We start from the raw sequence: 22,172 nt of genomic DNA on the forward strand, positions 1-22,172 counted from the left end.
TAGCCTGCCGTTGATATGCAGTGCGGCGGCTGTCAAGGCCACCCCCCTTCGTTATAATCGAAGGCTTTCCCGGTGCTTGATGGGCTATTTCCGAACGTGAAGGACGTATGCAACTGATTCGCGGCTTGCACAATTTGACGGCGGAGCATCGGGGGTGCGTGGCGACCATCGGCAATTTCGATGGCGTGCACCGCGGGCACCAGGCGATCCTTGACCAGCTGCGCGACCGTGCCGCCGCGCTGGGACGGCCGGTGACGGTGGTGATCTTCGAGCCGCAGCCGCGCGAATACTTCGCCGGCGACCAGGCGCCGCCGCGGCTCACCCGGCTGCGCGACAAGGTCCGCCTGCTCGCCGAACACGGCGCCGAGCGGGTGGTCTGCCTGCCATTCAACGAGACGCTGCGCAGCCTGACCGCGCGGGCGTTCATCGATAGGGTGCTGGTCGACGGGCTGGGCGTCCGCCATCTGGTGGTGGGCGACGATTTCCGCTTCGGCTGCGACCGGGTCGGCGACTTCGCGCTGCTGCGCGAGGTTGGCGAGGCACGCGGCTTCGTCGTCGAGCATACCCGCACCTTCGTGCTCGACGACGAGCGGGTTTCGAGTTCGCGGGTGCGCACGCTGCTGGCCAGCGGCAACTTCGCCCAGGCCCAGCGCATGCTGGGCCGGCCCTATCGGCTGGCGGGACGCGTGGTGCGCGATCAGCAACTGGGCCGCACGATCGGCGTGCCCACCGCCAACCTGCCGCTGCTGCCCGGGCCGATGGCGCTGCGCGGCGTGTATGCCGTGCTCCCCCGCCTCGCCGATGGGCGCGAGTTCACCGGCGTCGCCAACATCGGCTGGCGGCCGACGGTGGGCACGCCGCGGCCGGTACTCGAGGTGCATCTGTTCGATTTCGACGGCGATCTCTACGGCCAGCGCATCACCGTGGTGCCCTGCGCGCGGCTGCGCGGCGAGCTGACCTTCGACGGGCTCGAGGCGCTCAAGCGCCAGATTCATCGCGACCAGGCGCGGGCGCGGAACTATTTCCGCGACATCGCACTGCCGGGAGACGCTTCTCCGGGCGACGCCTCGCCGGGCGCGGCGGACGACGCGACGTGGCACTCCTTTCTGGCATCGGCGCCGCTGGCGGCGATGCCGGCGACTTCCGAATTCCCGGCGGCGGGAGCCGCCGACAACGACGACGGCTGACTCCAAGGCTATGAGCGACTACAAGCACACCCTCAACCTGCCAGAAACCGACTTCCCGATGCGCGGCAATCTGCCCAAGCGGGAACCGGCGCGCCTCGCGCGCTGGCAGGAGCTCGATCTCTACCAGCGGCTGCGCGAGACCGGGCAGGGGCGCGAATCCTTCGTGCTCCACGATGGCCCTCCCTACGCCAATGGCAGCATCCATATCGGTCACGCCGTCAACAAGATCCTCAAGGACATCATCGTCAAGGCCAAGGGCCTGGCGGGTTTCGACGCGCCCTACGTGCCGGGCTGGGATTGCCACGGGCTGCCCATCGAGCACAAGATCGAGACCACTCATGGCAAGCATCTGCCGCCGGAGCAGGCCCGCGCGCTGTGCCGCGAGTACGCCGGCGAGCAGATCCAGGGCCAGCGTGCGGATTTCGAGCGCCTCGGGGTGGTCGGCGACTGGGCGCATCCCTACCGCTCGATGGACTTCGCCAACGAGGCCGGCGAGGTGCGTGCGCTGGCCGAGATGGTCCGCCACGGTTACGTGTTCAAGGGGCTCAAGCCGGTCAACTGGTGCTTCGATTGCGGTTCGGCGCTGGCCGAGGCCGAGGTCGAGTATGCCGACAAGCAGTCCGATGCCATCGACGTGGCCTTTGCCTGCGCCGACGACGCCAAGCTGGCCGCGGCGTTCGGTCTGAGCGCATTGCCCAAGTCCGCCGCCGCGGTGATCTGGACCACCACGCCGTGGACCATTCCCGCCAACCAGGCGCTCAACGTGCACCCGGCGTTCAGCTACGCGCTGGTCGATGTCGGCGAGCGGCTGTTGCTGCTGGCCGAGGAGCTGGTGGAGAGCTGTCTGGCGCGTTTCGGCCTGCACGGCGAGGTGATCGCCACCGCCCAGGGCGAGGCGCTGGATCTGATCGAATTCCGCCACCCATTCTACGATCGCCGCTCGCCGATCTACCTGGCGGATTACGTGGGCATCGACGAGGGCAGCACCGGCATCGTCCATTCGGCACCGGCCTACGGCTTGGACGACTTCGTGACCTGCCGTGCCCACGGCATGGCGTTCAGCGAGATCGAGAGCCCGGTACAGGGCAACGGCGTCTACGTCGACGAGCTGCCGCTGTTCGGCGGCCAGATGATCTGGAAGGCCAACCCGCAGATCGTCGCCAAGCTCGAGGAGGTCGGCGCGCTGCTGGCCCATCAAAAGATCACCCACAGCTACATGCATTGCTGGCGGCACAAGACGCCGGTGATCTACCGTGCCACCGCGCAGTGGTTCGTGGGCATGGACATCCGCGGCGCGGACGGCAGGACGCTGCGCGAGTGCGCGCTGGACGGCATCGAGGCGACCCAGTTCGTGCCGGCCTGGGGCAAGGCGCGGCTGCACTCGATGATCGCCAACCGTCCCGACTGGTGCATCTCGCGCCAGCGCAACTGGGGCGTGCCGATCCCGTTCTTCCTGCACAAGGCGAGCGGCGAGCTGCACCCGCGCACCCTCGAGCTGATGGAGGCGGCAGCCGAGCGCATCGAGGCCGAGGGCATCGACGCCTGGTTTCGTCTCGACCCCGCCGAGCTGCTCGGCGACGAGGCCGGTGACTACGAGAAGGTCACCGATACCCTCGACGTGTGGTTCGACTCCGGCACCACCCACTGGCATGTGCTGCGCGGCTCCCATGCGCTGGGCCACGCGCAGGGCCCGCGTGCCGACCTGTACCTGGAAGGCTCCGACCAGCACCGCGGCTGGTTTCACTCGTCGCTGCTGACCGGCTGCGCGATCGACGGCCATCCGCCCTACAAGGGGCTGCTGACCCACGGTTTCACCGTCGACGCCCAGGGCCGCAAGATGTCCAAGTCGGTGGGCAACGTGATCGCCCCGCAGGAGGTGATGGACAAGCTCGGTGCCGACATCCTGCGGCTGTGGGTCGCCTCCACCGATTACTCCGGCGAGATGGCGGTCTCCGACGAGATATTGAAGCGTACCGCCGACGTCTACCGGCGCATCCGCAACACCTCGCGGTTCCTGCTCGCCAATCTCAACGGCTTCGACCCGGCGCGCGACGCCATCGCCTTCGGCGACATGCTGGCGCTGGATCAGTGGGTGGTCGATCGGGCCGCCCAGTTGCAGGTGCGTATCGAGCAGGCGTACGAGGAATACCGCTTCCTCGATGTCTATCAGCAGGTGCACACCTTCTGTGCGCGGGAGCTGGGCGGTTTCTACCTCGACGTGATCAAGGATCGCCAGTACACCACCCAGGCCGATTCCCTGGCCCGCCGCAGCTGCCAGACCGCGCTCTATCACGTGGTCGAGGCGCTGGCCCGCTGGATCGCGCCGATCCTGAGTTTCACCGGCGAGGAGGTCTACGAGCACATCCCCGGCGAGCGCCGCGACAGCGTGCTGCTGGAGCGCTTCTACACCGGGCTGGCCACGCTCGACGAGGGCGCCGAGTTCGGCCGCGACTTCTGGGAGCGGGTGCTGCAGGTCAAGCAGGCGGTCAACAAGTGCCTGGAGGACGCGCGCAACGCCAAGCAGATCAAGAACGGCCTGGCCGCCGAGGTCACCCTCTACGCCAGCGACGAGCTGCGCGAGACGCTGGGCCGGCTGGGCGACGAACTGCGCTTCGTGCTGCTGACCAGCGAGGTGCATCTGGCCTCCCGGGACGCTGGCGGCGCGGCGCAGGCCGAGGCCAGCGAACTCGAGGGGTTGCGGGTCGCGGTCGCGCCCAGCGCCCACGCCAAGTGCGAGCGTTGCTGGCAGCATCGCCCGGATGTCGGCAGCCACGCCGAGCACCCGGACCTGTGCGGTCGCTGCATCAGCAACCTGCCGGACGGCCCCGGGGAGGCGCGGCATTATGCCTGACATGCGGCCTGAGCCGGATACGGCCGAGGGCGACCAGCAGGCGGCGCCGATGCGCCGGCCGTTGCGCTGGCTGTGGCTGTCGCTGCTGGTCGTGGTGCTCGACCTGGGCAGCAAGGCGCTGGCCAGCAACCTGCTGATCTATGGGCAGCCGGTGGAGCTGCTGCCGGTCTTCGACCTGACGTTGCTGTACAACACCGGCGCGGCGTTCAGCTTTCTGGCCACGTCCGGCGGCTGGCAGCGTTGGCTGTTCGCGCTGCTCGCGGTGGGCGCCAGCGTCGGCCTGAGCATCTGGCTGACCCGGCTGAAACGTGGCGAGGTGCTGCTGGCCGGCTCGCTGGCACTGATCATCGGCGGCGCGCTGGGCAATCTCTATGATCGCCTGGTGCGCGGCTATGTGGTGGATTTTCTCTCCTTCCACTGGTCAAACAGCTATTACTTTCCCGCCTTCAACCTGGCCGACACGGCCATCACCCTGGGGGCGATCGGGCTGATTATCGAAACTCTGCGTGATGCCCGGCGTCCAAGGGCCTGATACGCCCCAAGTGGCCGAATATGCAAAGTGGAGCGCGATGAGATGAGTGAATACCGGATCGGCGAGGGCATGGAAGTCACCCTGCACTTCACCCTCAAGCTCGAGGACGGCACGGTGGTCGATTCCACCCGCGACAAGCAGCCGGCGACGTTCCAGGTCGGCGACGGCAACCTACCGCCGGGCTTCGAGGCGCCGCTGACGGGCCTGACCGACGGCGAGACCGGCAGCTACGAGATCTCGCCGGAACATGCCTTCGGCCAGCACAACCCGCAGAACATCCAGTCGTTGCCGCGCGACAGTTTCGACGACACCGACGAGCTGGAAGAGGGCCTGGTGATGTCGTTCGCCGACCCGGCGGGCGGCGAGTTGCCGGGAGTGATCGCCGAGATCGGCGACAAGCGCGTCGAGGTGGACTTCAATCACCCGCTGGCGGGGCGTACCCTGACCTTCGACGTCGAGGTGATCGAGGTGCGGCCGGCGACGACCCACTGAGCCGCCGCGTAGCGCTTTTCATAGACATACACCGCCATTGATACCGCGCGTATCGAGCGAGGCAGACATGCAGATCAAGTTGGCCAATCCCCGCGGCTTCTGCGCGGGCGTCGATCGGGCGATCGATATCGTCAACCGGGCGCTCGACGTGCTGGGCCCGCCCATCTACGTGCGCCACGAAGTCGTGCACAACCGCTTCGTGGTCGACTCGTTGCGCGAACGCGGGGCGATCTTCGTCGACGAGCTCGACGAGGTGCCCGACGACGTCACGGTGATCTTCTCCGCCCATGGCGTGTCGCGTGGCGTTCAGCAGGAGGCCGAGCGGCGCGGGCTGAAGATCTTCGACGCCACCTGCCCGCTGGTCACCAAGGTGCACATGGAAGTGCTGCGCTACGCCAAGCGCGGCCAGGAGTGCATCCTGATCGGCCATGCCGGCCACCCCGAGGTGGAGGGCACCATGGGCCGCTACGACACCTCGCACGGCGGCGCCGTCTACCTGGTCGAGGACGAGGCCGATGTCGCCGCCCTCGAGGTCAAGGACCCCGAGCGGCTGGCCTTCGTCACCCAGACGACACTGTCGATGGACGATACCGCGCGGGTGATCGATGCCCTGCGCGACAAGTTCCCGGCCATCCAGGGGCCGCGCAAGGACGACATCTGCTACGCCACCCAGAACCGTCAGGACGCGGTGCGCGAGCTGGCCGCCGACTCGGATCTGGTGCTGGTGGTGGGCAGCGTCAACAGCTCCAACTCCAACCGCCTGCGCGAACTCGCCGAGCGCATGGGCACGCCGGCCAGGCTGATCGACGACGCCAGCCTGATCGAACCGGAGTGGCTGGAAGGCGTCGAGCGCATCGGCATCACCGCCGGCGCCAGCGCCCCCGAGGTGCTGGTCAAGGGGGTGATAGAACGGCTGCGCGCACTGGGCGCCGAGGTCCCCGAGGAACTCGAAGGCCGCGAGGAGAACATTACCTTCTCCATGCCGAAGGAGCTGAGAGAGCAGGTCATCGTCAGCGACTGAGACAATTCCCTCCTCGAACGTTGAAAAGTCGGGCATATGCCCGACTTTTTTATGGATTAATCCCTGACGCGCTGCGCTAGACTGATACATATTGAAACAATACCGTCGCCGTTCGAGGACTCCCTGTGCGCCAAGCCGGCTTCACTCTGATCGAACTGCTCGTGACGATAGCTCTAGTTGCCATCGTGGCAGGTATAGCAGTGCCTAACTTTTCAGGATTGGTGAGCGAAAACAGGTTGTCAGCATTGACTACAAATCTTAATGCTGCTCTACGACTTGCTCGTAGCGAAGCGATTAAGCGCAACCAGCGTTTGACGCTATGTGGGATAGTCAAATGTGACGGCGATTTCAGTGCCGGCTGGCAGCTAAAGACGACAATCAATAGCGATCCGCCCTTGCGAGAGCAAGCCTTCGATGACAATTCGGCGAGCGCAGTGGGCGAGGCTCCCTTCGTATTCAACCCACTCGGGGAATTGGCGCCCGGTAGTGGCCAGTGTCTCGTAGTCAGTGTGGGCGGTGCCAGTCAGGCGCTGCAAGCTACGCCGAGTGGGGCCATTCGATCGATAGAGACCTGCCCATGATCGTTTCTCGCCAAACGGGTGTGTCATTGCTTGAGGTCTTGATTTCGCTGCTTGTGCTGGCGATCGGGATCTTGGGGATAGTGGCATTACAAACCAAATCACTTGCGCTGGTGCAGGAAGCCTACTGGCGGGGTCAGGCAGTAGGCCTTGCATATGACTTGGGGGACCGTTTACGAGCCAACTCTAGCCAGCTGTCAGGTTATGCCACCGACATGGACGATGATGCCCCTCAAGGCAGTGGCTTGGTCAACATAGATCTGGCGGGATGGCTAAACGATTTAAACGCTATCTTACCTAATGGTGACGGCAGCGTAGCAATCGATGGCGATCAGGTAACAATTACAGTCCAGTGGAACGCTTCGCCACGACTGGAGGGAACTTTGCAGTCCTCTGTGACGAAGGTAAATTTATGAGCCGTTACTCACCGATTTTGCCAAGACATCAACGAGGGTTGACCCTCGTCGAGCTGATGATTTCGTTGGTCTTGGGACTATTAATTACCGCGGGTATTTATCAGCTATTCAATGTTACGCAGCGGACATACCGTTTTGAGCAGGCAGTGGCTGATGTTCAGGAAAATGGCCGTTTCCTGATTAACGTTTTTCAGCGCGAACTCCGCCATTCAGGGTTTCCGCCAGCCTGCCAAGGCGCGTCAGGCCCTGGAGAGTCGCTAACGCTCAACCTCCAATCAAGCAAAAAGACAAAGGAAGCTATTTTTCCCGATGGCCGCTTTGATGCAATCGGAGGCTGGTCAGAACGGCCTGCAGAAGGAGGGTATGCGCAGCAACTTGATTCTGGCGATTATCAAAAAGGAGATGCTTTATTAGTTCATCATGCCGCTAACCCGGCTGGTCTAGTCGTGGATGAACCCATTAACATAGGTGATAAAGATATAACATTGGCAGAAGGGGCGAGCGTCAAAGCGGGTGATATCTTCGCCTTGGCTTTTCAGAACCGGTGCGAGGTGATTGAAAATACCCAAGATGGTAAACTTATAGTTCCGAGTGGCTTTTCATATGGATTTCCTCCCGAAGATGACGGCACTTGGATTGGCGCCCTGGTCGGAGATATTTATTACATCGGCTGGGATGATCCGCGACAGGAACCGGGATTGCGCCGATTGAATCTTCTTACCGGACAAAGTGAAACCTTGGCCAGCCCGGTTGTTGACCTGGAAGTGCGCTATTTGGTTGATGATAATTACCAGGAGGCCCCAGATAAAGGTGATTGGAATAAGATAACGGCGGTCAGGGTGAGCCTGCTATTACGGGGGGCAACGCGAAATGTTCTTGAAACACCGGCTCAGGTTAAAGCAGGTGATATCGACTTCATGGCGCCTGACGACGACCTGCGTCTCTACCAGGGTTTTACCACGACGGTAGCGTTGCGTAACCGGCTGATGGAGGGGAAGCAGTGACAGCATCCCTTTATGACTTGCCGACACGACGATCTCAACAGGGGGTCGTGCTTGTCGTGTCGCTAATATTTCTACTTTTGTTGAGTTTGCTGGGACTTGCCTCTATCCAAAGTGCAACCTTGCAAGAGCGCATGGCAGGTAATCAGCGTGATCACGATATGGCCTTTCAGGCTGCGGAGGCGGCATTGCGCTGGGCGGAGAGCCAGGCAAAGAAAGGCAATGCCATCAATGACACGGCTTGGTCAGAAAAGAAAGAAATGGATACTTATAATTTAGGCGATATCAGGTTGAACCGTAATCCCCAGTATTATATATGGTCGGGAGGGCAGGCCGTAGAAGGCGACGATAACATTAATGGTAAACCCCTCTACCAGATAACCGCAATAGGATACGGCGGATCGCCCAATAGTCGTGTGGTATTGCAAAGTTGGTACGTGCCTGATTAAAATTGAGGTTGGTTTATGCGTATAATGCGTGCCGTTATTTTATTTTCACTGAGCCTCTGCGGGTTGCTGGTGGCAGTGAACGCATGGTCCAAGAGCTTGTCTCAGACACCGCTCTCGGCGGGAGCGCGTGTTGACCCGAATTTGATGTTCATAATTGATGATTCGGGCTCGATGCGTTTCGAGATCATGCCAGAATCCAATATTGCCCTTGCATCGCGTTTTGTGTATCCAAGGGCGGAAGGTACATACCAAGTTAGGGGGTCTGAATATCAGAATAATGTGCCTACCTTTGATGAAAGCGACCCCTACAATGCCTATAGTCGCTCACCGCAGACTAACACGCTTTATTACAACCCTTCCGTTACCTATCGCCCCTGGGTAAAAGCCGATGGTGCGCGCATGGCCGATGCCTCACCACGTCTAGCGCCCGATAATCCTGCCTTTCCTGAGCGAGGGCGCCGAAACTTGACGCAAGAGTCGACCGAGAGAGCAGCTCAGTGGGTAGGCAGTTGCGATACCATCACGGAGAGTGGTCCCTCGGGTTGTCAAGCTGTCATCAATTCTAGAAATAATCGCTATTTATTCAATTATCAGGAAACTTTTTATCCAGCAGTCTATTTTTGGTACAAAGGGGGTGGGTATAATAATATAAATAATTATCGGCGCACTGAAATTCGCCCTGATAATTCTCCTTTTGTTGGAGAGGGGCGTGAAAATCGTGTGGATTGTGCTAACTCGACAGCGATGCCGGCAAGTTGTACCTACCAAGAAGAGATGCAGAATTTTGCTAACTGGTATACTTATTACCGCTCGCGGACTTTGGCAGCGCGAGCCGGGGTCGGTCAGGCTTTTTCCCAGATTGGCGCAACAGTTCGGGTCGGTTTCGATACCATAAATAGCGGTAGTTATTATGACACTGCCAATGGGAACGTTTCTGATGGAGTACGTACTTTTTACGGTCAGGGCCGCGGTCGTTTCTATGATCGGCTGTATGAACATGATGTGCCTGCAGAAGGTACTCCGTTGCGGCGCGGCTTGCAAAGAGCTGGCAATTATTATCAGTACAGGGATGAACCCTGGCGTGATGACCCTAGTTCCAACCAGAGTGTGGGCTTTCAATCCTGTCGGGCTGGCTATACGGTGTTGATGACCGATGGTTATTGGAGTGGTGGTCCTCCTGTCGGTATTGGCAATGATGATGGACAAGCCGGCCCAACGATTAACGGGGCCAGTGGGCAGAGTTACCGTTATCCGGCTAATCCGCCTTATGCTGACAACACAGCACTTACCTTGGCTGATGTGGCGATGAACTATTGGAAACGAGACTTGCGTGTTGACTTGGCCAACGATCTGCCGGTCAGCGGTCAGGATCCGGCCTTTTGGCAGCATATGACGTCCTTTGGCATTGGTTTTGGAGTCGAGGGAAACGTCAACGCCAATACTGCCTGGCAAGCGGTAGCTGATGGTTCCCCAGTGGATTGGCCCGATGCCAATGATTTTAATAGCCCGGACAGTACCCGTGCGAACCGGGCTCGGCTCGATGACCTGCTGCATGCCGCAATCAATGGCCATGGCGGCTTCTTCAATGCTGCCGATCCACAATCTTTCGCCGATGGTCTCGATGCAGTACTTGGTGCTATCGTTGCTCGAGAGGAGGCTTCGGTGGTGCCGGTTGCGGTAAGTAGTGACGCCATTGACGAGGATACCAGAATGTTTTCCGCTGGTTTCCGCAGCATCGACTGGTCCGGGCAACTTAAAGGTTATCAGTTGTTGCCAGGCGGCAAGCGCAAACTTCTATGGGATGCTGAGTCTATGCTGCGAGAGCAGTCACCTGACGATCGGTTGCTGCTCACTTCAAAAGGAGGTAACGGGGTAGAGTTGGCACCTCAGAATAGCAGTTTAAGTGCTGATCAGGTACGTTGGTTGAAAGGGGCTTCGGTGGATGGGATGCGAAGCCGTATCCCGGATGGCCAGAATGCCCCCAACCTGCTTGGTGATATCGTCAATAGTGCGCCCTTTCTTCTTTCGCCTCCCCAGGAAAGTCAGCGTCCTGGGGTGATATTCGTCGGCGCCAATGACGGCATGCTGCATGCATTTTCCGCTGACAGTGGAAAGGAGCTTTTCGCTTATCTTCCTAGTGAGCTTGTGACATCGGATTCCGGGCAAGCTTCGCCACTCGAATCGCTGATGCAGCCTGACTATACGCATCGTTATTTTGTCGATGGCTCGGCGGTGGCGCGCAATGTGGAAATCGATGGCGGACCTGAAGCCGTGGTAGTAGGTACGATGGGCGCGGGGGGGCGCAGTGTCTTTGCCCTCGATGTGAGTGACCCAGCCGATATGAAGCCAGAGGACGTGCTTTGGGAATTCTCGAATCCTAACTTGGGGGAAGGCGTCACTCGCCCCGCCATTTCTCGAGTAATTTATAATGGAGAGCCTCGCTGGGTTGCGTTGTTTGGTAATGGTTATAACAGTGTTTTCGGGCGTGCGAGTCTGTTCGTGGTGGACCTGGTAAGTGGCGATCTTCTCAAGCGATTTGATACCAACGTGGGCAGCCTGCAAGAGTCGAATGGCTTGGGGCCCCCCACCGCGACCCGCTGGCCCGACTACATGGGGGCGAGTACCTATGCTTACGCTGGCGATCAGCAGGGCAACATGTGGCGTTTTGATTTAACCGACCTGAAGTTTGATTTAATCGGTATAAACAACAAGTCTGTCAGGTTGCTGGCGGGGCAATCTTCTCAGCCAATTACAGCACCTCCTCAGTTAGAGTTCAAACCCGGCGACTCAAGTACATTGATGGTGCTGTTCGGTACCGGTAGCTTCCAGTTTGTTGATGACCGCAGTGACCGTAGCATACAGCGTCTCTACGGACTGGAAGACAATGGAGATGCAAACCCGGTTCCGGTGGAGGCCGAAACACCCAACCTGGCTAAGCAAGAGATTACCTCCATGACCAGGGTCGACGGCAAGCTCGTGCGTGGCGTGACTAATAAGCCGGTAGCAGAAAATCAGCGAGGTTGGTATCTGCAGTTGCCACCAGGCGAGCGGATGGTTTCGATGCCGACGCTACCTACCGGTATCTACCACCAGCGCGCACTATTCGCAACCTTGAGTCCTCTATTTGGCCAATGCTCTGCAGGCATCGATGGGTATGTGTATGGTCTGCGCATCGATACCGGGGGTAGCGGGATGCGTGCTTTTTTCGATGTTAACGGCGATAAAAAGATTGATGGTAGCGACAATATCACGGACCAGATTGGTAATGTTCAAATAGTTGCTGGGTTGCAGCTCGGTAGTGGTCAGTCTCAGGTTGCGGTTAATGATCCAGAAAATGATAACGACGTTCTTGCGGGCACTATTGATAGTGGCGGTAGTGGCGGTGGTCGTATAGAGGCTTCGCCCGGTGAGGCCGGACGTCAGTCTTGGCGTCAAGTTTTTAATTATTAGGGGTTCATATGGACAAGGCAAGCCGGGAAAGACAATGGCGTGAGCAAGGCTTTACATTGATCGAAGTGATGATCGTGGCAGCGATTATCGCTATTCTTGCGACCATTGCCTATCCCAGCTATCAGCGCTACGTCAGCGACACTTGGCGTGGTCGTGCCACGGCTTGTCTGGCTGAACTGGCGCAGGGGATGGAACGCCGTTATACCTCAAACATGTCTTACTTGGTGGATGCTGATGAGCAATCTCTTCCATCTAACCAATGTGTTTCTGAACTTTCTGACGAAAATCGCTATACTATTGGATTCGCAGACAAGCAGCCACAGTCTCAGACTTTTATTATCGAAGCAACGCCCAATGGAGCGCAGGCACCTGACAGCCAGTGTGGAACATTGTCGGTCGACCAGGCTGGGCAGCGGAGCGTTACGGGGAGCGGTAGTATCGGTGACTGTTTTTAGCGCTTGCATTGAGCGGTATCACCTGAACGGAGTCTACCGGTATTGCTCATTACCAGTGAGGCGGACTCTCCGTTGGTATCGCATAGCTCAAAAGTGCCGTTATATCCTCTTGGCCAACCAGTGGCAGGGATGCGAATCCAACGGTAATCATTGCGGAACCGGGTATTTGACACGTTACCTTCTGGGATGATTTTGAGGATATCGGTGTCTTGGCTAATATTGTTGCCATCGAAAGGGCCCTGAATGACGAGTAGTGGCAAAGACCAATTTTTGTTGCATGACTTTTGGTCCCGGCTAGGACATAAGGTGATTACCTGCTCTCGAGTTATCGCTGTGTTCCGGGCCAAGGCGATTGCTGATCTCAGACGTGAGAGATCTGTGACAATCGAATTGCGTGAGATGAGCTGACTGAACGAAGGGGCGACCCAGCCTAACGTAATAACCAGAATCGTTAAAGTGACCATCAATTCTATCAGGGTGAAGCCACGTTGGCGTATAAGGTGCATGCTGACCGTTTCCTTTTAATGGTGTTATTTTATGTATCAAAAGACGATAAACGTTTTAAGTTTTTTTGTTGTAAGTGAAAACGGACATTCTTTGTGAGTGATTTCTTAATCATCGGTGGCGGCGTCATCGGCATGATGTAAGCGCTCCACAAACCCCATCTTCTGCCGCTGAATAGTGTCCGTCAGACTGGTGTCACCCGATTCCAAGGAGGACACCATGACTGACCTGACCTCGACACAGGCCTTCTGGCTGGGCCATCTGTTCCATGCTTCCTCTCGGCACCTGTCGCTGAGCGAGTACGCCGCGGAGCAAGGGCTGGAGCTGGCGTCACTGCTGGCGTGGGAAAAGCGCCTGGTGGTGCAGAATGTGCCGGTGCCACCTCGCCATCGGCCGCTGCGCTTCGTCGCCGTGGAGGTGGCCCGATGATTCGGCCGGACACCGGACTGCGGGTCTACCTGTGCCGTGAGCCGGTCGATATGCGCAAGCAGATCGACGGGCTGGCCCTGCTCGTTCAGGAGGCCATGGAGCTCAACCCCTTCGAGGAAGCGGTGTTCGTGTTCGGCAACCGCCAGCGCGACAAGGTGAAGCTGCTGTTCTGGGAACGTAACGGCTTCGTGGTCTGGTACAAGCGCCTGGAACGGGAGCGCTTCAAGTGGCCCGACCGGCTGGAGGACGACACCGTCTCCCTGTCCGGCCAGGAACTGAACTGGCTGCTCGACGGCTACGACCTCAGTGCCATGCAGCCCCACAAGGCCTTGGATTTTCAGTCGGTTGGCTGACATTTTTGCTGCTGTCAGCAGGCCGTTTTGGTAAAATATCAGGATGACATCCCACGCTTTCTCACCCCCTGATTCCCGCTCTCAGCTGCAGCGCCAAGTGCGTTCTCAGCAGGAGGAGATCGCGCGTCTTCATCAGTTGATGGAGAAGAAGGAGGCTCAGTGGGAAGCCACCAAGGCGGCGCTTTTCGAGCAGTTCCGCCTGGCCATCGAGCGTCAGTTTGGCCCCTCCACCGAAAAATACCGTGTCGCGCAGGGGGATCTGCTCATCAACGAGGCCGAAGCGGCGGTCGACGAGGAAGACGCCAACGCTCAGGATGACGCGACCGACGACGAGGAGGACGCGCCGACCGAGCCCCGTCAGCCGGTCAAGCGCCGCAGCCGTGGCGGTCGGGTGGCTCTGCCTCCTGAGTTGCCGCGCGTCGAAGTCGTGCATGAGCTGCCCGAAGATGCCCGTCACTGCCACGATGACGGCACCGAGCTCAAGGAGATCGGCCAGGAGGTCAGCGAAGAGCTGCATGTCGTGCCGGCGCGGGTCGAGGTGATCCGCCATGTACGCGTCAAGTACGGCTGCCCGGCCTGCGAAGAGGGCGTGCAGATCGCCCCGGCACCGGCCAAGCTGCTGCCCAGGAGCAACGCCAGCGCCACCTTGCTGGCCTACGTGGCCACCGCCAAGTACCAGGACGCCTTGCCGCTCTATCGCCAGAGCCGGATCCTTGCTCGGCACGGTGCCGAGATCCCGCGCAACACCCTGGCGCGCTGGATGGTGCTGGTCGGCGAGCGGCTGATGCCCCTGGTTGAGGTCCTCCGACAGCAGCTGCTGCAGAGTCCGCTGATCCACATGGATGAGACCACGCTGCAGGTCAACGCCGAAGCCGACCGGCCGGCGAGCGCCACCTCCTACATGTGGCTGCAGCGCGGCGGCCCACCGAGCCAGCAGGTGGTGCTGTTCGACTACGACGCCAGCCGAGCGGGTCGGGTGCCGGTGCGCCTGCTGGGCGACTATGGCGGTCGCCTGGTCACCGACGGCTACGAGGGCTATGCCGAGGTGGTGCGGAAAAACGGCATCATCCATGCCGGCTGCTGGGCGCACGCCCGTCGCAAGTTCGTCGAGGCCCAGAAGGTGCAGCCCAAGGGCAAGACCGGCAAGGCCGACTGGGCGCTCAACCAGATCCGCAAGCTCTACGCCGTGGAGAAGCAGGCCAGGGCCCTGGAGCCCGAGGCGCGCCGGGCGCTGCGCGAGCAGAAGAGTCGCCCCCTGATCACCCAGCTGCGCACCTGGCTCGGCAAGTCGCTGACGCAGGTGCTGCCGAAAAGCGCACTGGGCAGGGCGCTGCACTACCTGGATGGCCAGTGGCAGCGCCTGACCCGCTTCCTCGATGACGGCCTGATCCCGCTGGACAACAACGCCGCGGAAAATGCTATTCGTCCCTTTGTCGTCGGCCGAAAGAACTGGCTCTTCAGCCATACACCGAGCGGTGCGCGGGCCAGCGCGGCGATCTACAGCCTGATCGAGACGGCGAAGGCCAACGGCCTCTCGCCCTACGAGTACCTGCAGTTCGTGTTCGAGACCCTGCCGACACTCGGCGAGGATGACGATCTCGACACGCTGCTCCCCTGGCGCTGGAAAGAGACTCTACCGGTCTGACTCAGGCCCAACAGATGGGGTTCGTGGATCGCTTACGGCATGATGACCGCGCTGCAACTGGCCGACGCCGGCTAGCGGGTGACATTGATCGAGCGTGGCCACTGCGGCCAGGAGGCGTCCTGGGCGGGCGGTGGCATCGTCTCGCCGCTCTACCCCTGGCGTTACGGAGCGCCGGTGTCGGCGTTGTCGCGCTGGTCCGAGGGTTTCTATCCCGAGCTATCGCTGCGCCTGCTGGAGGAAACCGGCATTGACCCCGAGTATCGCCAGCGCGGGCTGCTCTACCTGCGTGTCGACGACGAGGCGCGGGCGCTCGACTGGGCGCTCGAGCTTGGCAAGCCACTGGAGCGGGTCGATGGACAATTCATCTACCGCAAGGAGCCCAACGCCGCGCCGGGCTTCGACCAGGCATTGTGGATGCCGACCCTGGGCAGCATTCGCAATCCGCGCCTGGGCCAGGCGTTGCGGGCGCGCTTGGCGGCGATGCCGCAGGTCACGCTGCACGAAGAAACGGCGATGGAGCGCCTGCTCGTCGAGGGCGAGCGGGTTCGCGGCGTGCAGGCCAATGGCGAGCGGATCGCGGCCGAGCGCGTGGTGGTCTGCGGCGGGGCCTGGAGCGCCGGATTGCTCGAGACCGTCGGCTATACACTGGCGGTGCGACCGGTAAAGGGCCAGATGATCCTGTTCCGTGCGCCGCCCGGGCTGGTCGAGCGGGTGGTGCTGCTCGATGGGCGCTATGTGATCCCGCGCGGCGATGGGCGGGTGCTGGCCGGGTCGACGCTGGAGGAAACCGGCTTCGACAAGGCCACCAGCGCCGCCGCGCGGGAGTCGTTGCGGGCCAGCGCGACACGCATCGTGCCGGCGCTGGCCGATTGTGAGGTCGAGCATCACTGGGCCGGGCTGCGCCCGAGCTCGCCCGATGGCGTGCCGATGATCGGCAACGTGCCGGGCGTCGCCGGGCTCTACGTCAACGCCGGCCACTACCGCAACGGGCTGGTTTTGGCGCCGGCGGCGACGCGACTACTGGTCGATGAGATGCTGGGCCGTGAGCCGATCGTCGATCCGCGGCCCTATCGTCTGGATTGATTCCCGTTAGAAAATTTCGGCGTAAGTCACAAGCCGGCTTCTTTCTGATGACGTATGGCCAACACCACAACAAAGTCATCGTCGATGCGGTATCGAACGACATAGCCACTATCGCCGAATTCAATCAGCCAGTCCCGGTATTCCTCGGGCAAGTCGTCAATGGGGCGTCCGATACGTGGCAGCTCTCCGAGTGCCTGGACGCCTTGGATGATGACCTTTGCGGCCCGCTCGGCTGCTGCGAGGTTTTTCGGCCGCAGGAACTCGCGTAGCCGCTCCAGATCCCGGACCGCTGCCGGGGCGAAGATCACTCGCGACATATCGGTGCTGGCAGTTCGCTATCCGTTCCCCAGCTGGCCAGCCACTTCTCTACTTCGTCAGCGGTCGCGTGCAGTCCGGTGGCTTGGTAGTCCTCCCATGCCTTGAGTGTGTCCTGCTTGAAGGCCTCGCGTCTTTCCTCGCGCTCCACATATTGCTCGATGGCTTCGCGCATTAGCCAGTGCGCCGAGCGCCGGCGAGCATCGGCCAAGTGTTGGACGCGACTCTTCAGGCCGTCATCGAGTTTGATGGACGTTGGCGTTGCCATGCTGGCCTCCATAGTAAGAGGTAATACCCTTGACTACTTTAAGTCGGTTTGGGCCTGGTGTCGATGGTGCTGTCACCCGGTACGAGATCGAGCATCACTGGGCATGACTGCTGTTGCACGGGGCGTAGGTTGTATAGAACCGTGCCTCAGGAGGGCGTCTGCTCCTCGAGGAAGCGGGCGTGATGGTCGCTGGAGCAGAACCACAACTGGTCGCGGCGCACGGCATCGGGCTCGGGCAGGTGCACGCGGCAATAGGCGCAGCGCACCATCCTGGCGTCCTCGACGCGGCGCGGGGCGTCCTGCTCGAGTTTCCATTCTCGGTACATGCGGTAGAGCTTGAGGCCGGCCCACAACAGTATCGCGAAGATGATCAGGCGGATAAGCAAGAGATTCATTCCTTGGGTCTCCCATGACGGCCCGGCAGTGCTTTGCACGCGCCAGCCCTTGCGGGACAATGAGGGTAAAGGGGGTAGTGTAAAGCCAGCCTCATGGCTCGCCAATCGTGCCCCGCCCCGTTTCTGGCCCAGCGACTGTGAGGATTGTACGCTCATGCAAGATTTGACCCTGGTAATGGCCCAGCTGGACCCGCTGGTGGGCGATATACCCGGCAATGCCGAGCGCGCCATCGAGGCCGTGCGCGAAGCGCGCCTCGAGCACAAGGCCGATGTCGTGGTCTTTCCCGAGCTGTTCCTGACCGGCTACCCGCCCGAGGACCTGCTGTTTCGCGAATCGATGGAGACGCGCCTCGAGGCGGCGCGCGCGCGCATGGCGCACAAGGTGGCCAAGGACGTGATGGTGGTGATCGGCTATCCCGGCCATCGCGCCAGCGGCTATCACAACCTGGCCGGGGTGCTCTACAACGGCGAATGGCTGGGCGAGTACGCCAAGCAGGCGCTGCCCAATTACCAGGTCTTCGACGAGCGGCGCTATTTCATGCCGGGCAGCGAGCCGCTGATCATCGAGCATGGCGGTGCCAGGCTCGGCATCCTGATCTGCGAAGATCTGTGGGACGGCGCACCGGTACGCCAGTGCCGCGATGCCGGCGCCGACGTGCTGGTCGCCCTCAACGCTTCGCCCTTTCATCAGAACAAGCCTGCCGAGCGCCTGACGCTGTTCGCCGAGCGCGCCCGCGAAGCGCAGCGCCCGGTGGTCTACGTCAACCAGATCGGCGGCCAGGACGAACTGGTCTTCGATGGCGGCTCGCTGGTGGTCGATGCGGCCGGTGAGTTGCGTATACGCGCCCCGCACTGGCAGGTTGGGCTGATGCCGGTGCGCTTCGTCAACGACGCCGGTCGCTGGACGCCGGAAGCCGGCGAGATCGAGGCGTTGCCCGGCACCGAGGAAAATCTCTACTGCGCGCTGGTCACCGGGCTGCGCGACTATGTCAACAAGAGCGGCTTTCAGGGCGTGGTGCTGGGACTGTCGGGGGGTATCGACTCGGCGCTGTCGCTGGCGATCGCCGTCGATGCGCTGGGCCCCGAGCGGGTCCAGGCGGTGATGATGCCGTATCACTACACGGCGCAGATCTCGCGCGACGATGCCGCCGAACAGGCGCGGCTGCTCGGCGTGCGCTACGAATCGCTGCCGATCGCCGGGATGGTCGAGGCGGCCAACGCGACGCTCGCCGAAAGCTTCGCCGGCGCGCCGCAGGACACCACCGAGGAGAACCTGCAGTCGCGCTGTCGTGGCGTGCTGTTGATGGCGATCTCCAACAAGAAGGGCCTGATGGTGCTGACCACCGGCAACAAGAGCGAGATGGCGGTGGGCTACGCCACGCTCTACGGCGACATGGTCGGCGGTTACAACGCGCTCAAGGATGTCTACAAGACCTGGGTCTATCGACTGGCGCGCTGGCGCAATACCCAGGAGCCGGCGATTCCCGAGCGGGTGATCAACCGCCCGCCGTCGGCCGAGCTGGCCCCGGACCAGCAGGACAGCGATTCACTGCCCGGCTACGACACCCTCGATGCGATTCTCGAGCGCTACATCGAGCGCGACATGAGCGCCGAGGCGATCATCGCGGCGGGCTTCGCCAGCGAGGATGTCTACAAGGTCGTCAAGCTGGTCGATCGCAGCGAGTACAAGCGCCGTCAGGCGCCGGTCGGCGTGCGGGTGACCGCGCGCGGTTTCGGCCGCGATCGCCGCTATCCGATCGTCAATGGCTGGCAGCCGGGGGAATAATCCAGCTACGAGCTACGAGCTACGAGCTACGAGCTACGAGCTACGAGCTACGAGCTACGAAAAGCAAGACACCGCCGCTGGAAACATCCTGTGGCGGTGTCTTTTGTCATGAAGGGCTAATCATGCTGCCGAAGCCCGAAGCGGTTATAGCGTCAGCGGCTCGGCGTCGACGAGGCGCGGCTCGAAGGTGCGACCGTCGAGACGCGCGTTGTCCGGATCGTTCTCGATCAGCGTCTTGAGCACCTCGCGGGCGCGATCGCGCATGTTCAGCCCCAGATACCCCTCGACCATGGTCGCCAGGGCGTCGCGGGTGGCGGTGGCTTGCGGATAGCGCTCGAGCACCCAGCGTCCGCGTTCGACGGCGGCGAGATAGGCGCCCTTGCGCAGATAGAAGTCGGCAATCTGCAGTTCATGGCGGGCCAGCACGTTGCGCAGATAGATGATGCGCTGCCGGGCGTCGGCGGCGTACGGGCTGTCGGGGAAGCGCCGCACCAGTTCGCCGAAGTCGACGTAGGCGTCGCGCGAGGAGCCCAGGTCGCGCTTGGAAATGTCGATCAGCTCGAGCCCCTCAAGGCTGAAGCGTCCGGCCTGGTAGGCGGCCAGGCCGCGCAGGTAATAGGCATAGTCGACCTGCGGATGGTCGGGATGCAGGCGGATGAAGCGGCTGGCCGCGGCGCGCGCGGCTTCCCAGTTCTCGACCTGGTAATAGGCGTAGATCAGTTCAAGCTGGGCCTGCTCGGCGTAGTTGCCGAACGGGAAGCGGGTATCCAGCGCCTCGAGCTGTTCGACGGCGGTGCTGTAGCGCCCGGTGTCGAGCGATGACTGGGCCTGCTGGTAGAGTTCCTGCTCCTGAAGGTCAGGGTTCACCTCGTTGCTGGCACAGCCGGCGAGCAGGGCTGCGACAAGGGCCAGGGCGGCAAGGGGAGAAACGCGCATCGTCATCCTCGTATCGGGCAATCGTCAACGGCCATGCTAGAATCGGCCGGATCCGGTGACTCGTAAAGTCCCACACTATCTCGTAAAGTCCCACACTATCTCGTAAAGTCCCACACTATCTCGTAAAGCCCAACACTATAAAGCACACCGCACCAGCGGGGACACCCCGCCGGGAAAACACCCAGTCGAACTCCATAGGCACCCCGCGAGCTATGCCCGATATCCTGCAGCGCGACGAGCGCATCCCCGACTCCATGGTCGGCATTCGCCTGGACCAGGCCGCCGCGGAGCTGTTCGCGGAGTTTTCCCGCGAGCGCCTCAAGGGCTGGATCAAGTCGGGGGCGCTGACCCTCGACGGGGCGACCGCCAAGCCCAAGGACAAGGTCTACGGTGGCGAGCGGCTGGTGCTGGAGGCGGTGCTCGAAGACGCCGTGCGCTGGCAGCCGCAGGCAATCGAACTGGCCATCGTTCACGAGGATGACGACGTGCTGGTGCTCGACAAGCCGGCCGGGCTGGTGGTGCATCCGGCTGCCGGCAACCCCGACGGCACCCTGCTCAACGCGCTGCTGCACCACTGTCCGGCACTTGCCGCGATCCCCCGTGCGGGGATCGTGCATCGCCTCGACAAGGACACCACCGGACTGATGGTGGTTGCCAAGACCCTGGCGGCGCAAACCTCGCTGGTCGGCCAGCTTCAGGCGCGCAGCGTCTCGCGCGAGTATGCCGCAGTGGTTACCGGGATGATGACCGCCGGCGGCACGGTGGATGCGCCGATCGGTCGCCACCCCAAGGATCGCAAGCGTCAGGCGGTCACCGAATCGGGCAAGCCGGCGGTGACTCATTATCGGGTGGTCGAGCGCTTTCGCGGCCATACGCATGTGCGTTGCCGGCTGGAAACCGGACGCACCCACCAGATTCGCGTGCATATGGCGCATCGCCGTTATCCGCTGATCGGCGACGCGCTGTACGGTGGGCGGCTCAAGCTGCCCGCCGGGGCCAGCGAGGCGCTCAAGGAGCAGTTGCGCAGTTTTCCGCGCCAGGCGTTGCATGCTCGCACGCTGGCCTTCGTGCATCCGGCGAGCGGCGAGTCGGTGAGCTTCAGCGCCGAGCTGCCCGACGACTTGTGGGTGTTGCTGGATGGCCTGCGTGCCGACGGCGAGGAGCGAACATGAGCGATCAACCCACGCTGCTGCTGCCCGACTGGCCGGCGCCGACTACTGTGGGCGCGCTAGTCACCAGCCGTGAAACCGGCCCCAGCCAGGGTCCTTATGCGGCCTTCAATCCGGCGCTGCACGTCGGCGACGACCCGGCCACGGTGGCTCGCTGCCGGGCGTCGTTGAGCGAGCAGGTCGGTGACGGCCGGCCGCTACTGTGGCTCGACCAGGTCCACGGCGCCGCGGTGGCGCAGGACTTTCGGCCGAGCCACGCCGAGCAGCCGCCGCAGGCCGACGCGGCGGTGGCCTTCGATGACCGGCATGCCTGCGTGATCCTCACCGCCGACTGCCTGCCGGTGTTCTTCTGCGATTGGCGTGGCACCCGGGTAGGCCTGGCGCATGCTGGCTGGCGCGGCCTGGCCGGCGGCGTACTCGAGGCCAGTATCGCCGCGCTGGGCTGCCCGCCCGACGAGTTGATGGCCTGGCTGGGACCGGCGATCTCCAACGCCCAGTTCGAAGTGGGTCGCGAAGTCCGCGAGGCCTTCGTCGCCCTGCAGCCCGCCGCCGAGAGCGCCTTCGAGCCGAGCCCCTATCGGCTCGGTCATTACATGGCCGATCTCTACAAGCTGGCGCGGCTGCGCCTCGAGCGGCTGGGGGTGGCGCATGTCAGCGGCGGCCACTTCTGCACCGCCTGCGAGGGGCGCTTCTATTCCCACCGCCGCGACAACGGCGTGACCGGGCGCATGGCCAGCATGATCTGGATCCGCTAGCCCCTGCGGGGGAGCTGTAAGCTATAAGCTATAAGCGGTAAGCACTCTATTACCGATTCCAGCGCTGGTGCCAATGTCGTGACTTACGGCTTACGGCTTACG

Annotated in this window: 23 protein-coding genes; 18 read left to right on the forward strand and 5 right to left on the reverse strand. The window is 61.8% G+C overall.

The features are described 5' to 3' along the window. Positions 1 to 107 precede the first annotated feature (107 nt). The 11 genes from ribF to HALZIN_RS18260 all read left to right on the forward strand — a co-directional run bounded on the left by ribF (position 108) and on the right by HALZIN_RS18260 (position 12,432). Positions 108 to 1,187, forward strand: coding sequence for a bifunctional riboflavin kinase/FAD synthetase (gene ribF / locus HALZIN_RS0101245; protein WP_031382445.1), 1,080 nt, complete (start codon positions 108 to 110; stop codon positions 1,185 to 1,187). 10 nt (positions 1,188 to 1,197) lie between these two features. Next, a complete protein-coding gene (ileS, locus tag HALZIN_RS0101250; protein WP_031382446.1) occupies positions 1,198 to 4,038 on the forward strand; it encodes an isoleucine--tRNA ligase in 2,841 nt (946 codons plus the stop codon). Beyond that, the gene (gene lspA, locus HALZIN_RS0101255; protein ID WP_236254942.1) at positions 4,031 to 4,570 is read left to right on the forward strand and encodes a signal peptidase II; all 540 of its coding nucleotides are present in this window, start codon (positions 4,031 to 4,033) and stop codon (positions 4,568 to 4,570) included. Before ileS ends, lspA begins: the two co-directional genes overlap by 8 nt. Positions 4,571 to 4,612: 42 nt before the next feature. Then, on the forward strand, positions 4,613 to 5,062 hold the full coding sequence (gene fkpB, locus HALZIN_RS0101260; RefSeq protein ID WP_031382448.1) for an FKBP-type peptidyl-prolyl cis-trans isomerase: 450 nt from the start codon (positions 4,613 to 4,615) through the stop codon (positions 5,060 to 5,062). Between the two features lie 67 nt (positions 5,063 to 5,129). Beyond that, positions 5,130 to 6,083 carry a 4-hydroxy-3-methylbut-2-enyl diphosphate reductase gene (gene ispH, locus HALZIN_RS0101265; protein ID WP_031382449.1) on the forward strand — a complete coding sequence of 318 codons (954 nt, stop codon included), beginning with the start codon at positions 5,130 to 5,132 and terminating at the stop codon, positions 6,081 to 6,083. A 125-nt stretch (positions 6,084 to 6,208) separates the two neighbouring features. Further along, entirely contained in the window at positions 6,209 to 6,664 is a 456-nt protein-coding gene (locus tag HALZIN_RS18635) for a GspH/FimT family pseudopilin (RefSeq protein ID WP_084173650.1), read from the forward strand. After that, entirely contained in the window at positions 6,661 to 7,077 is a 417-nt protein-coding gene (gene pilV, locus HALZIN_RS0101270; RefSeq protein ID WP_035575070.1) for a type IV pilus modification protein PilV, read from the forward strand. Before HALZIN_RS18635 ends, pilV begins: the two co-directional genes overlap by 4 nt. Then, positions 7,074 to 8,081, forward strand: coding sequence for a PilW family protein (locus HALZIN_RS17255; RefSeq protein ID WP_084173652.1), 1,008 nt, complete (start codon positions 7,074 to 7,076; stop codon positions 8,079 to 8,081). Before pilV ends, HALZIN_RS17255 begins: the two co-directional genes overlap by 4 nt. Continuing rightward, positions 8,078 to 8,527, forward strand: coding sequence for a pilus assembly PilX family protein (locus tag HALZIN_RS17260; protein ID WP_201448159.1), 450 nt, complete (start codon positions 8,078 to 8,080; stop codon positions 8,525 to 8,527). Before HALZIN_RS17255 ends, HALZIN_RS17260 begins: the two co-directional genes overlap by 4 nt. A 15-nt stretch (positions 8,528 to 8,542) precedes the next feature. Then, positions 8,543 to 11,977 carry a pilus assembly protein gene (locus HALZIN_RS17265; protein WP_084173262.1) on the forward strand — a complete coding sequence of 1,145 codons (3,435 nt, stop codon included), beginning with the start codon at positions 8,543 to 8,545 and terminating at the stop codon, positions 11,975 to 11,977. Between the two features lie 8 nt (positions 11,978 to 11,985). Continuing rightward, the gene (locus HALZIN_RS18260) at positions 11,986 to 12,432 is read left to right on the forward strand and encodes a type IV pilin protein (protein WP_035575071.1); all 447 of its coding nucleotides are present in this window, start codon (positions 11,986 to 11,988) and stop codon (positions 12,430 to 12,432) included. On the opposite strand, the gene HALZIN_RS18640 is transcribed toward HALZIN_RS18260, so the two are convergent. Then, the gene (locus tag HALZIN_RS18640; RefSeq protein WP_084173264.1) at positions 12,429 to 12,938 is read right to left on the reverse strand and encodes a GspH/FimT family pseudopilin; all 510 of its coding nucleotides are present in this window, start codon (positions 12,936 to 12,938) and stop codon (positions 12,429 to 12,431) included. The two genes, HALZIN_RS18260 and HALZIN_RS18640, sit on opposite strands and share 4 nt — an antisense overlap. A 217-nt stretch (positions 12,939 to 13,155) precedes the next feature. Between HALZIN_RS18640 and HALZIN_RS0101305 the strand changes: the two genes are divergently transcribed. The 4 genes from HALZIN_RS0101305 to HALZIN_RS16645 all read left to right on the forward strand — a co-directional run bounded on the left by HALZIN_RS0101305 (position 13,156) and on the right by HALZIN_RS16645 (position 16,446). Beyond that, on the forward strand, positions 13,156 to 13,365 hold the full coding sequence (locus tag HALZIN_RS0101305) for a hypothetical protein (protein ID WP_031382454.1): 210 nt from the start codon (positions 13,156 to 13,158) through the stop codon (positions 13,363 to 13,365). Then, on the forward strand, positions 13,362 to 13,718 hold the full coding sequence (tnpB, locus tag HALZIN_RS0101310) for an IS66 family insertion sequence element accessory protein TnpB (protein WP_031382455.1): 357 nt from the start codon (positions 13,362 to 13,364) through the stop codon (positions 13,716 to 13,718). The genes HALZIN_RS0101305 and tnpB overlap by 4 nt, the downstream gene beginning before the upstream one ends. A gap of 43 nt (positions 13,719 to 13,761) precedes the next feature. Then, positions 13,762 to 15,363, forward strand: a complete 1,602-nt coding sequence (gene tnpC, locus HALZIN_RS0101315) for an IS66 family transposase (RefSeq protein ID WP_031382456.1) — start codon at positions 13,762 to 13,764, stop codon at positions 15,361 to 15,363. Positions 15,364 to 15,441: 78 nt separating this feature from the next. Continuing rightward, positions 15,442 to 16,446: an NAD(P)/FAD-dependent oxidoreductase gene (locus HALZIN_RS16645; protein ID WP_236254943.1), complete on the forward strand. Its 1,005-nt coding sequence runs from the start codon at positions 15,442 to 15,444 to the stop codon at positions 16,444 to 16,446. A gap of 26 nt (positions 16,447 to 16,472) precedes the next feature. Here the strand turns inward: HALZIN_RS16645 and HALZIN_RS0101325 are convergent, their stop codons facing one another. From HALZIN_RS0101325 to HALZIN_RS0101335, 3 genes are all read right to left on the reverse strand, one after another. Further along, a complete protein-coding gene (locus HALZIN_RS0101325; RefSeq protein WP_031382457.1) occupies positions 16,473 to 16,763 on the reverse strand; it encodes a type II toxin-antitoxin system RelE/ParE family toxin in 291 nt (96 codons plus the stop codon). Then, positions 16,751 to 17,029: a CopG family ribbon-helix-helix protein gene (locus tag HALZIN_RS0101330; RefSeq protein ID WP_031382458.1), complete on the reverse strand. Its 279-nt coding sequence runs from the start codon at positions 17,027 to 17,029 to the stop codon at positions 16,751 to 16,753. Before HALZIN_RS0101330 ends, HALZIN_RS0101325 begins: the two co-directional genes overlap by 13 nt. Before the next feature lie 146 nt (positions 17,030 to 17,175). Continuing rightward, positions 17,176 to 17,424 carry a PP0621 family protein gene (locus HALZIN_RS0101335; RefSeq protein ID WP_031382459.1) on the reverse strand — a complete coding sequence of 83 codons (249 nt, stop codon included), beginning with the start codon at positions 17,422 to 17,424 and terminating at the stop codon, positions 17,176 to 17,178. 154 nt (positions 17,425 to 17,578) lie between these two features. Between HALZIN_RS0101335 and HALZIN_RS0101340 the strand changes: the two genes are divergently transcribed. After that, positions 17,579 to 19,210, forward strand: a complete 1,632-nt coding sequence (locus tag HALZIN_RS0101340; protein WP_031382460.1) for an NAD+ synthase — start codon at positions 17,579 to 17,581, stop codon at positions 19,208 to 19,210. A 144-nt stretch (positions 19,211 to 19,354) separates the two neighbouring features. Here HALZIN_RS0101340 and HALZIN_RS0101345 read toward each other — a convergent pair whose 3' ends face one another. Continuing rightward, positions 19,355 to 20,146: an outer membrane protein assembly factor BamD gene (locus tag HALZIN_RS0101345; RefSeq protein WP_031382461.1), complete on the reverse strand. Its 792-nt coding sequence runs from the start codon at positions 20,144 to 20,146 to the stop codon at positions 19,355 to 19,357. A 212-nt stretch (positions 20,147 to 20,358) separates the two neighbouring features. Between HALZIN_RS0101345 and rluD the strand changes: the two genes are divergently transcribed. Together rluD and pgeF are read left to right on the forward strand one after the other, a co-directional pair. Continuing rightward, positions 20,359 to 21,318, forward strand: a complete 960-nt coding sequence (rluD, locus tag HALZIN_RS0101350) for a 23S rRNA pseudouridine(1911/1915/1917) synthase RluD (RefSeq protein ID WP_031382462.1) — start codon at positions 20,359 to 20,361, stop codon at positions 21,316 to 21,318. Beyond that, positions 21,315 to 22,070: a peptidoglycan editing factor PgeF gene (gene pgeF, locus HALZIN_RS0101355; RefSeq protein WP_031382463.1), complete on the forward strand. Its 756-nt coding sequence runs from the start codon at positions 21,315 to 21,317 to the stop codon at positions 22,068 to 22,070. The genes rluD and pgeF overlap by 4 nt, the downstream gene beginning before the upstream one ends. The last annotated feature ends 102 nt before the right edge of the window (positions 22,071 to 22,172 follow it).

Origin of the sequence: Halomonas zincidurans B6 (genome assembly GCF_000731955.1) — a bacterium.
Classification (GTDB): Bacteria; Pseudomonadota; Gammaproteobacteria; order Pseudomonadales; family Halomonadaceae; genus Modicisalibacter; species Modicisalibacter zincidurans.

Coding starts and splice junctions, on each gene's coding strand:
- ribF (WP_031382445.1), top strand. CDS start 108: ATGCAACTGATTCGCGGCTTGCACAATTTGACGGCGGAGCATCGGGGG.
- ileS (WP_031382446.1), top strand. CDS start 1,198: ATGAGCGACTACAAGCACACCCTCAACCTGCCAGAAACCGACTTCCCG.
- lspA (WP_236254942.1), top strand. CDS start 4,031: ATGCCTGACATGCGGCCTGAGCCGGATACGGCCGAGGGCGACCAGCAG.
- fkpB (WP_031382448.1), top strand. CDS start 4,613: ATGAGTGAATACCGGATCGGCGAGGGCATGGAAGTCACCCTGCACTTC.
- ispH (WP_031382449.1), top strand. CDS start 5,130: ATGCAGATCAAGTTGGCCAATCCCCGCGGCTTCTGCGCGGGCGTCGAT.
- pilV (WP_035575070.1), top strand. CDS start 6,661: ATGATCGTTTCTCGCCAAACGGGTGTGTCATTGCTTGAGGTCTTGATT.
- HALZIN_RS17255 (WP_084173652.1), top strand. CDS start 7,074: ATGAGCCGTTACTCACCGATTTTGCCAAGACATCAACGAGGGTTGACC.
- HALZIN_RS17265 (WP_084173262.1), top strand. CDS start 8,543: ATGCGTATAATGCGTGCCGTTATTTTATTTTCACTGAGCCTCTGCGGG.
- HALZIN_RS18260 (WP_035575071.1), top strand. CDS start 11,986: ATGGACAAGGCAAGCCGGGAAAGACAATGGCGTGAGCAAGGCTTTACA.
- HALZIN_RS18640 (WP_084173264.1), bottom strand. CDS start 12,938: ATGCACCTTATACGCCAACGTGGCTTCACCCTGATAGAATTGATGGTC.
- HALZIN_RS0101305 (WP_031382454.1), top strand. CDS start 13,156: ATGACTGACCTGACCTCGACACAGGCCTTCTGGCTGGGCCATCTGTTC.
- tnpB (WP_031382455.1), top strand. CDS start 13,362: ATGATTCGGCCGGACACCGGACTGCGGGTCTACCTGTGCCGTGAGCCG.
- tnpC (WP_031382456.1), top strand. CDS start 13,762: ATGACATCCCACGCTTTCTCACCCCCTGATTCCCGCTCTCAGCTGCAG.
- HALZIN_RS0101325 (WP_031382457.1), bottom strand. CDS start 16,763: ATGTCGCGAGTGATCTTCGCCCCGGCAGCGGTCCGGGATCTGGAGCGG.
- HALZIN_RS0101330 (WP_031382458.1), bottom strand. CDS start 17,029: ATGGCAACGCCAACGTCCATCAAACTCGATGACGGCCTGAAGAGTCGC.
- HALZIN_RS0101335 (WP_031382459.1), bottom strand. CDS start 17,424: ATGAATCTCTTGCTTATCCGCCTGATCATCTTCGCGATACTGTTGTGG.
- HALZIN_RS0101340 (WP_031382460.1), top strand. CDS start 17,579: ATGCAAGATTTGACCCTGGTAATGGCCCAGCTGGACCCGCTGGTGGGC.
- HALZIN_RS0101345 (WP_031382461.1), bottom strand. CDS start 20,146: ATGCGCGTTTCTCCCCTTGCCGCCCTGGCCCTTGTCGCAGCCCTGCTC.
- rluD (WP_031382462.1), top strand. CDS start 20,359: ATGCCCGATATCCTGCAGCGCGACGAGCGCATCCCCGACTCCATGGTC.
- pgeF (WP_031382463.1), top strand. CDS start 21,315: ATGAGCGATCAACCCACGCTGCTGCTGCCCGACTGGCCGGCGCCGACT.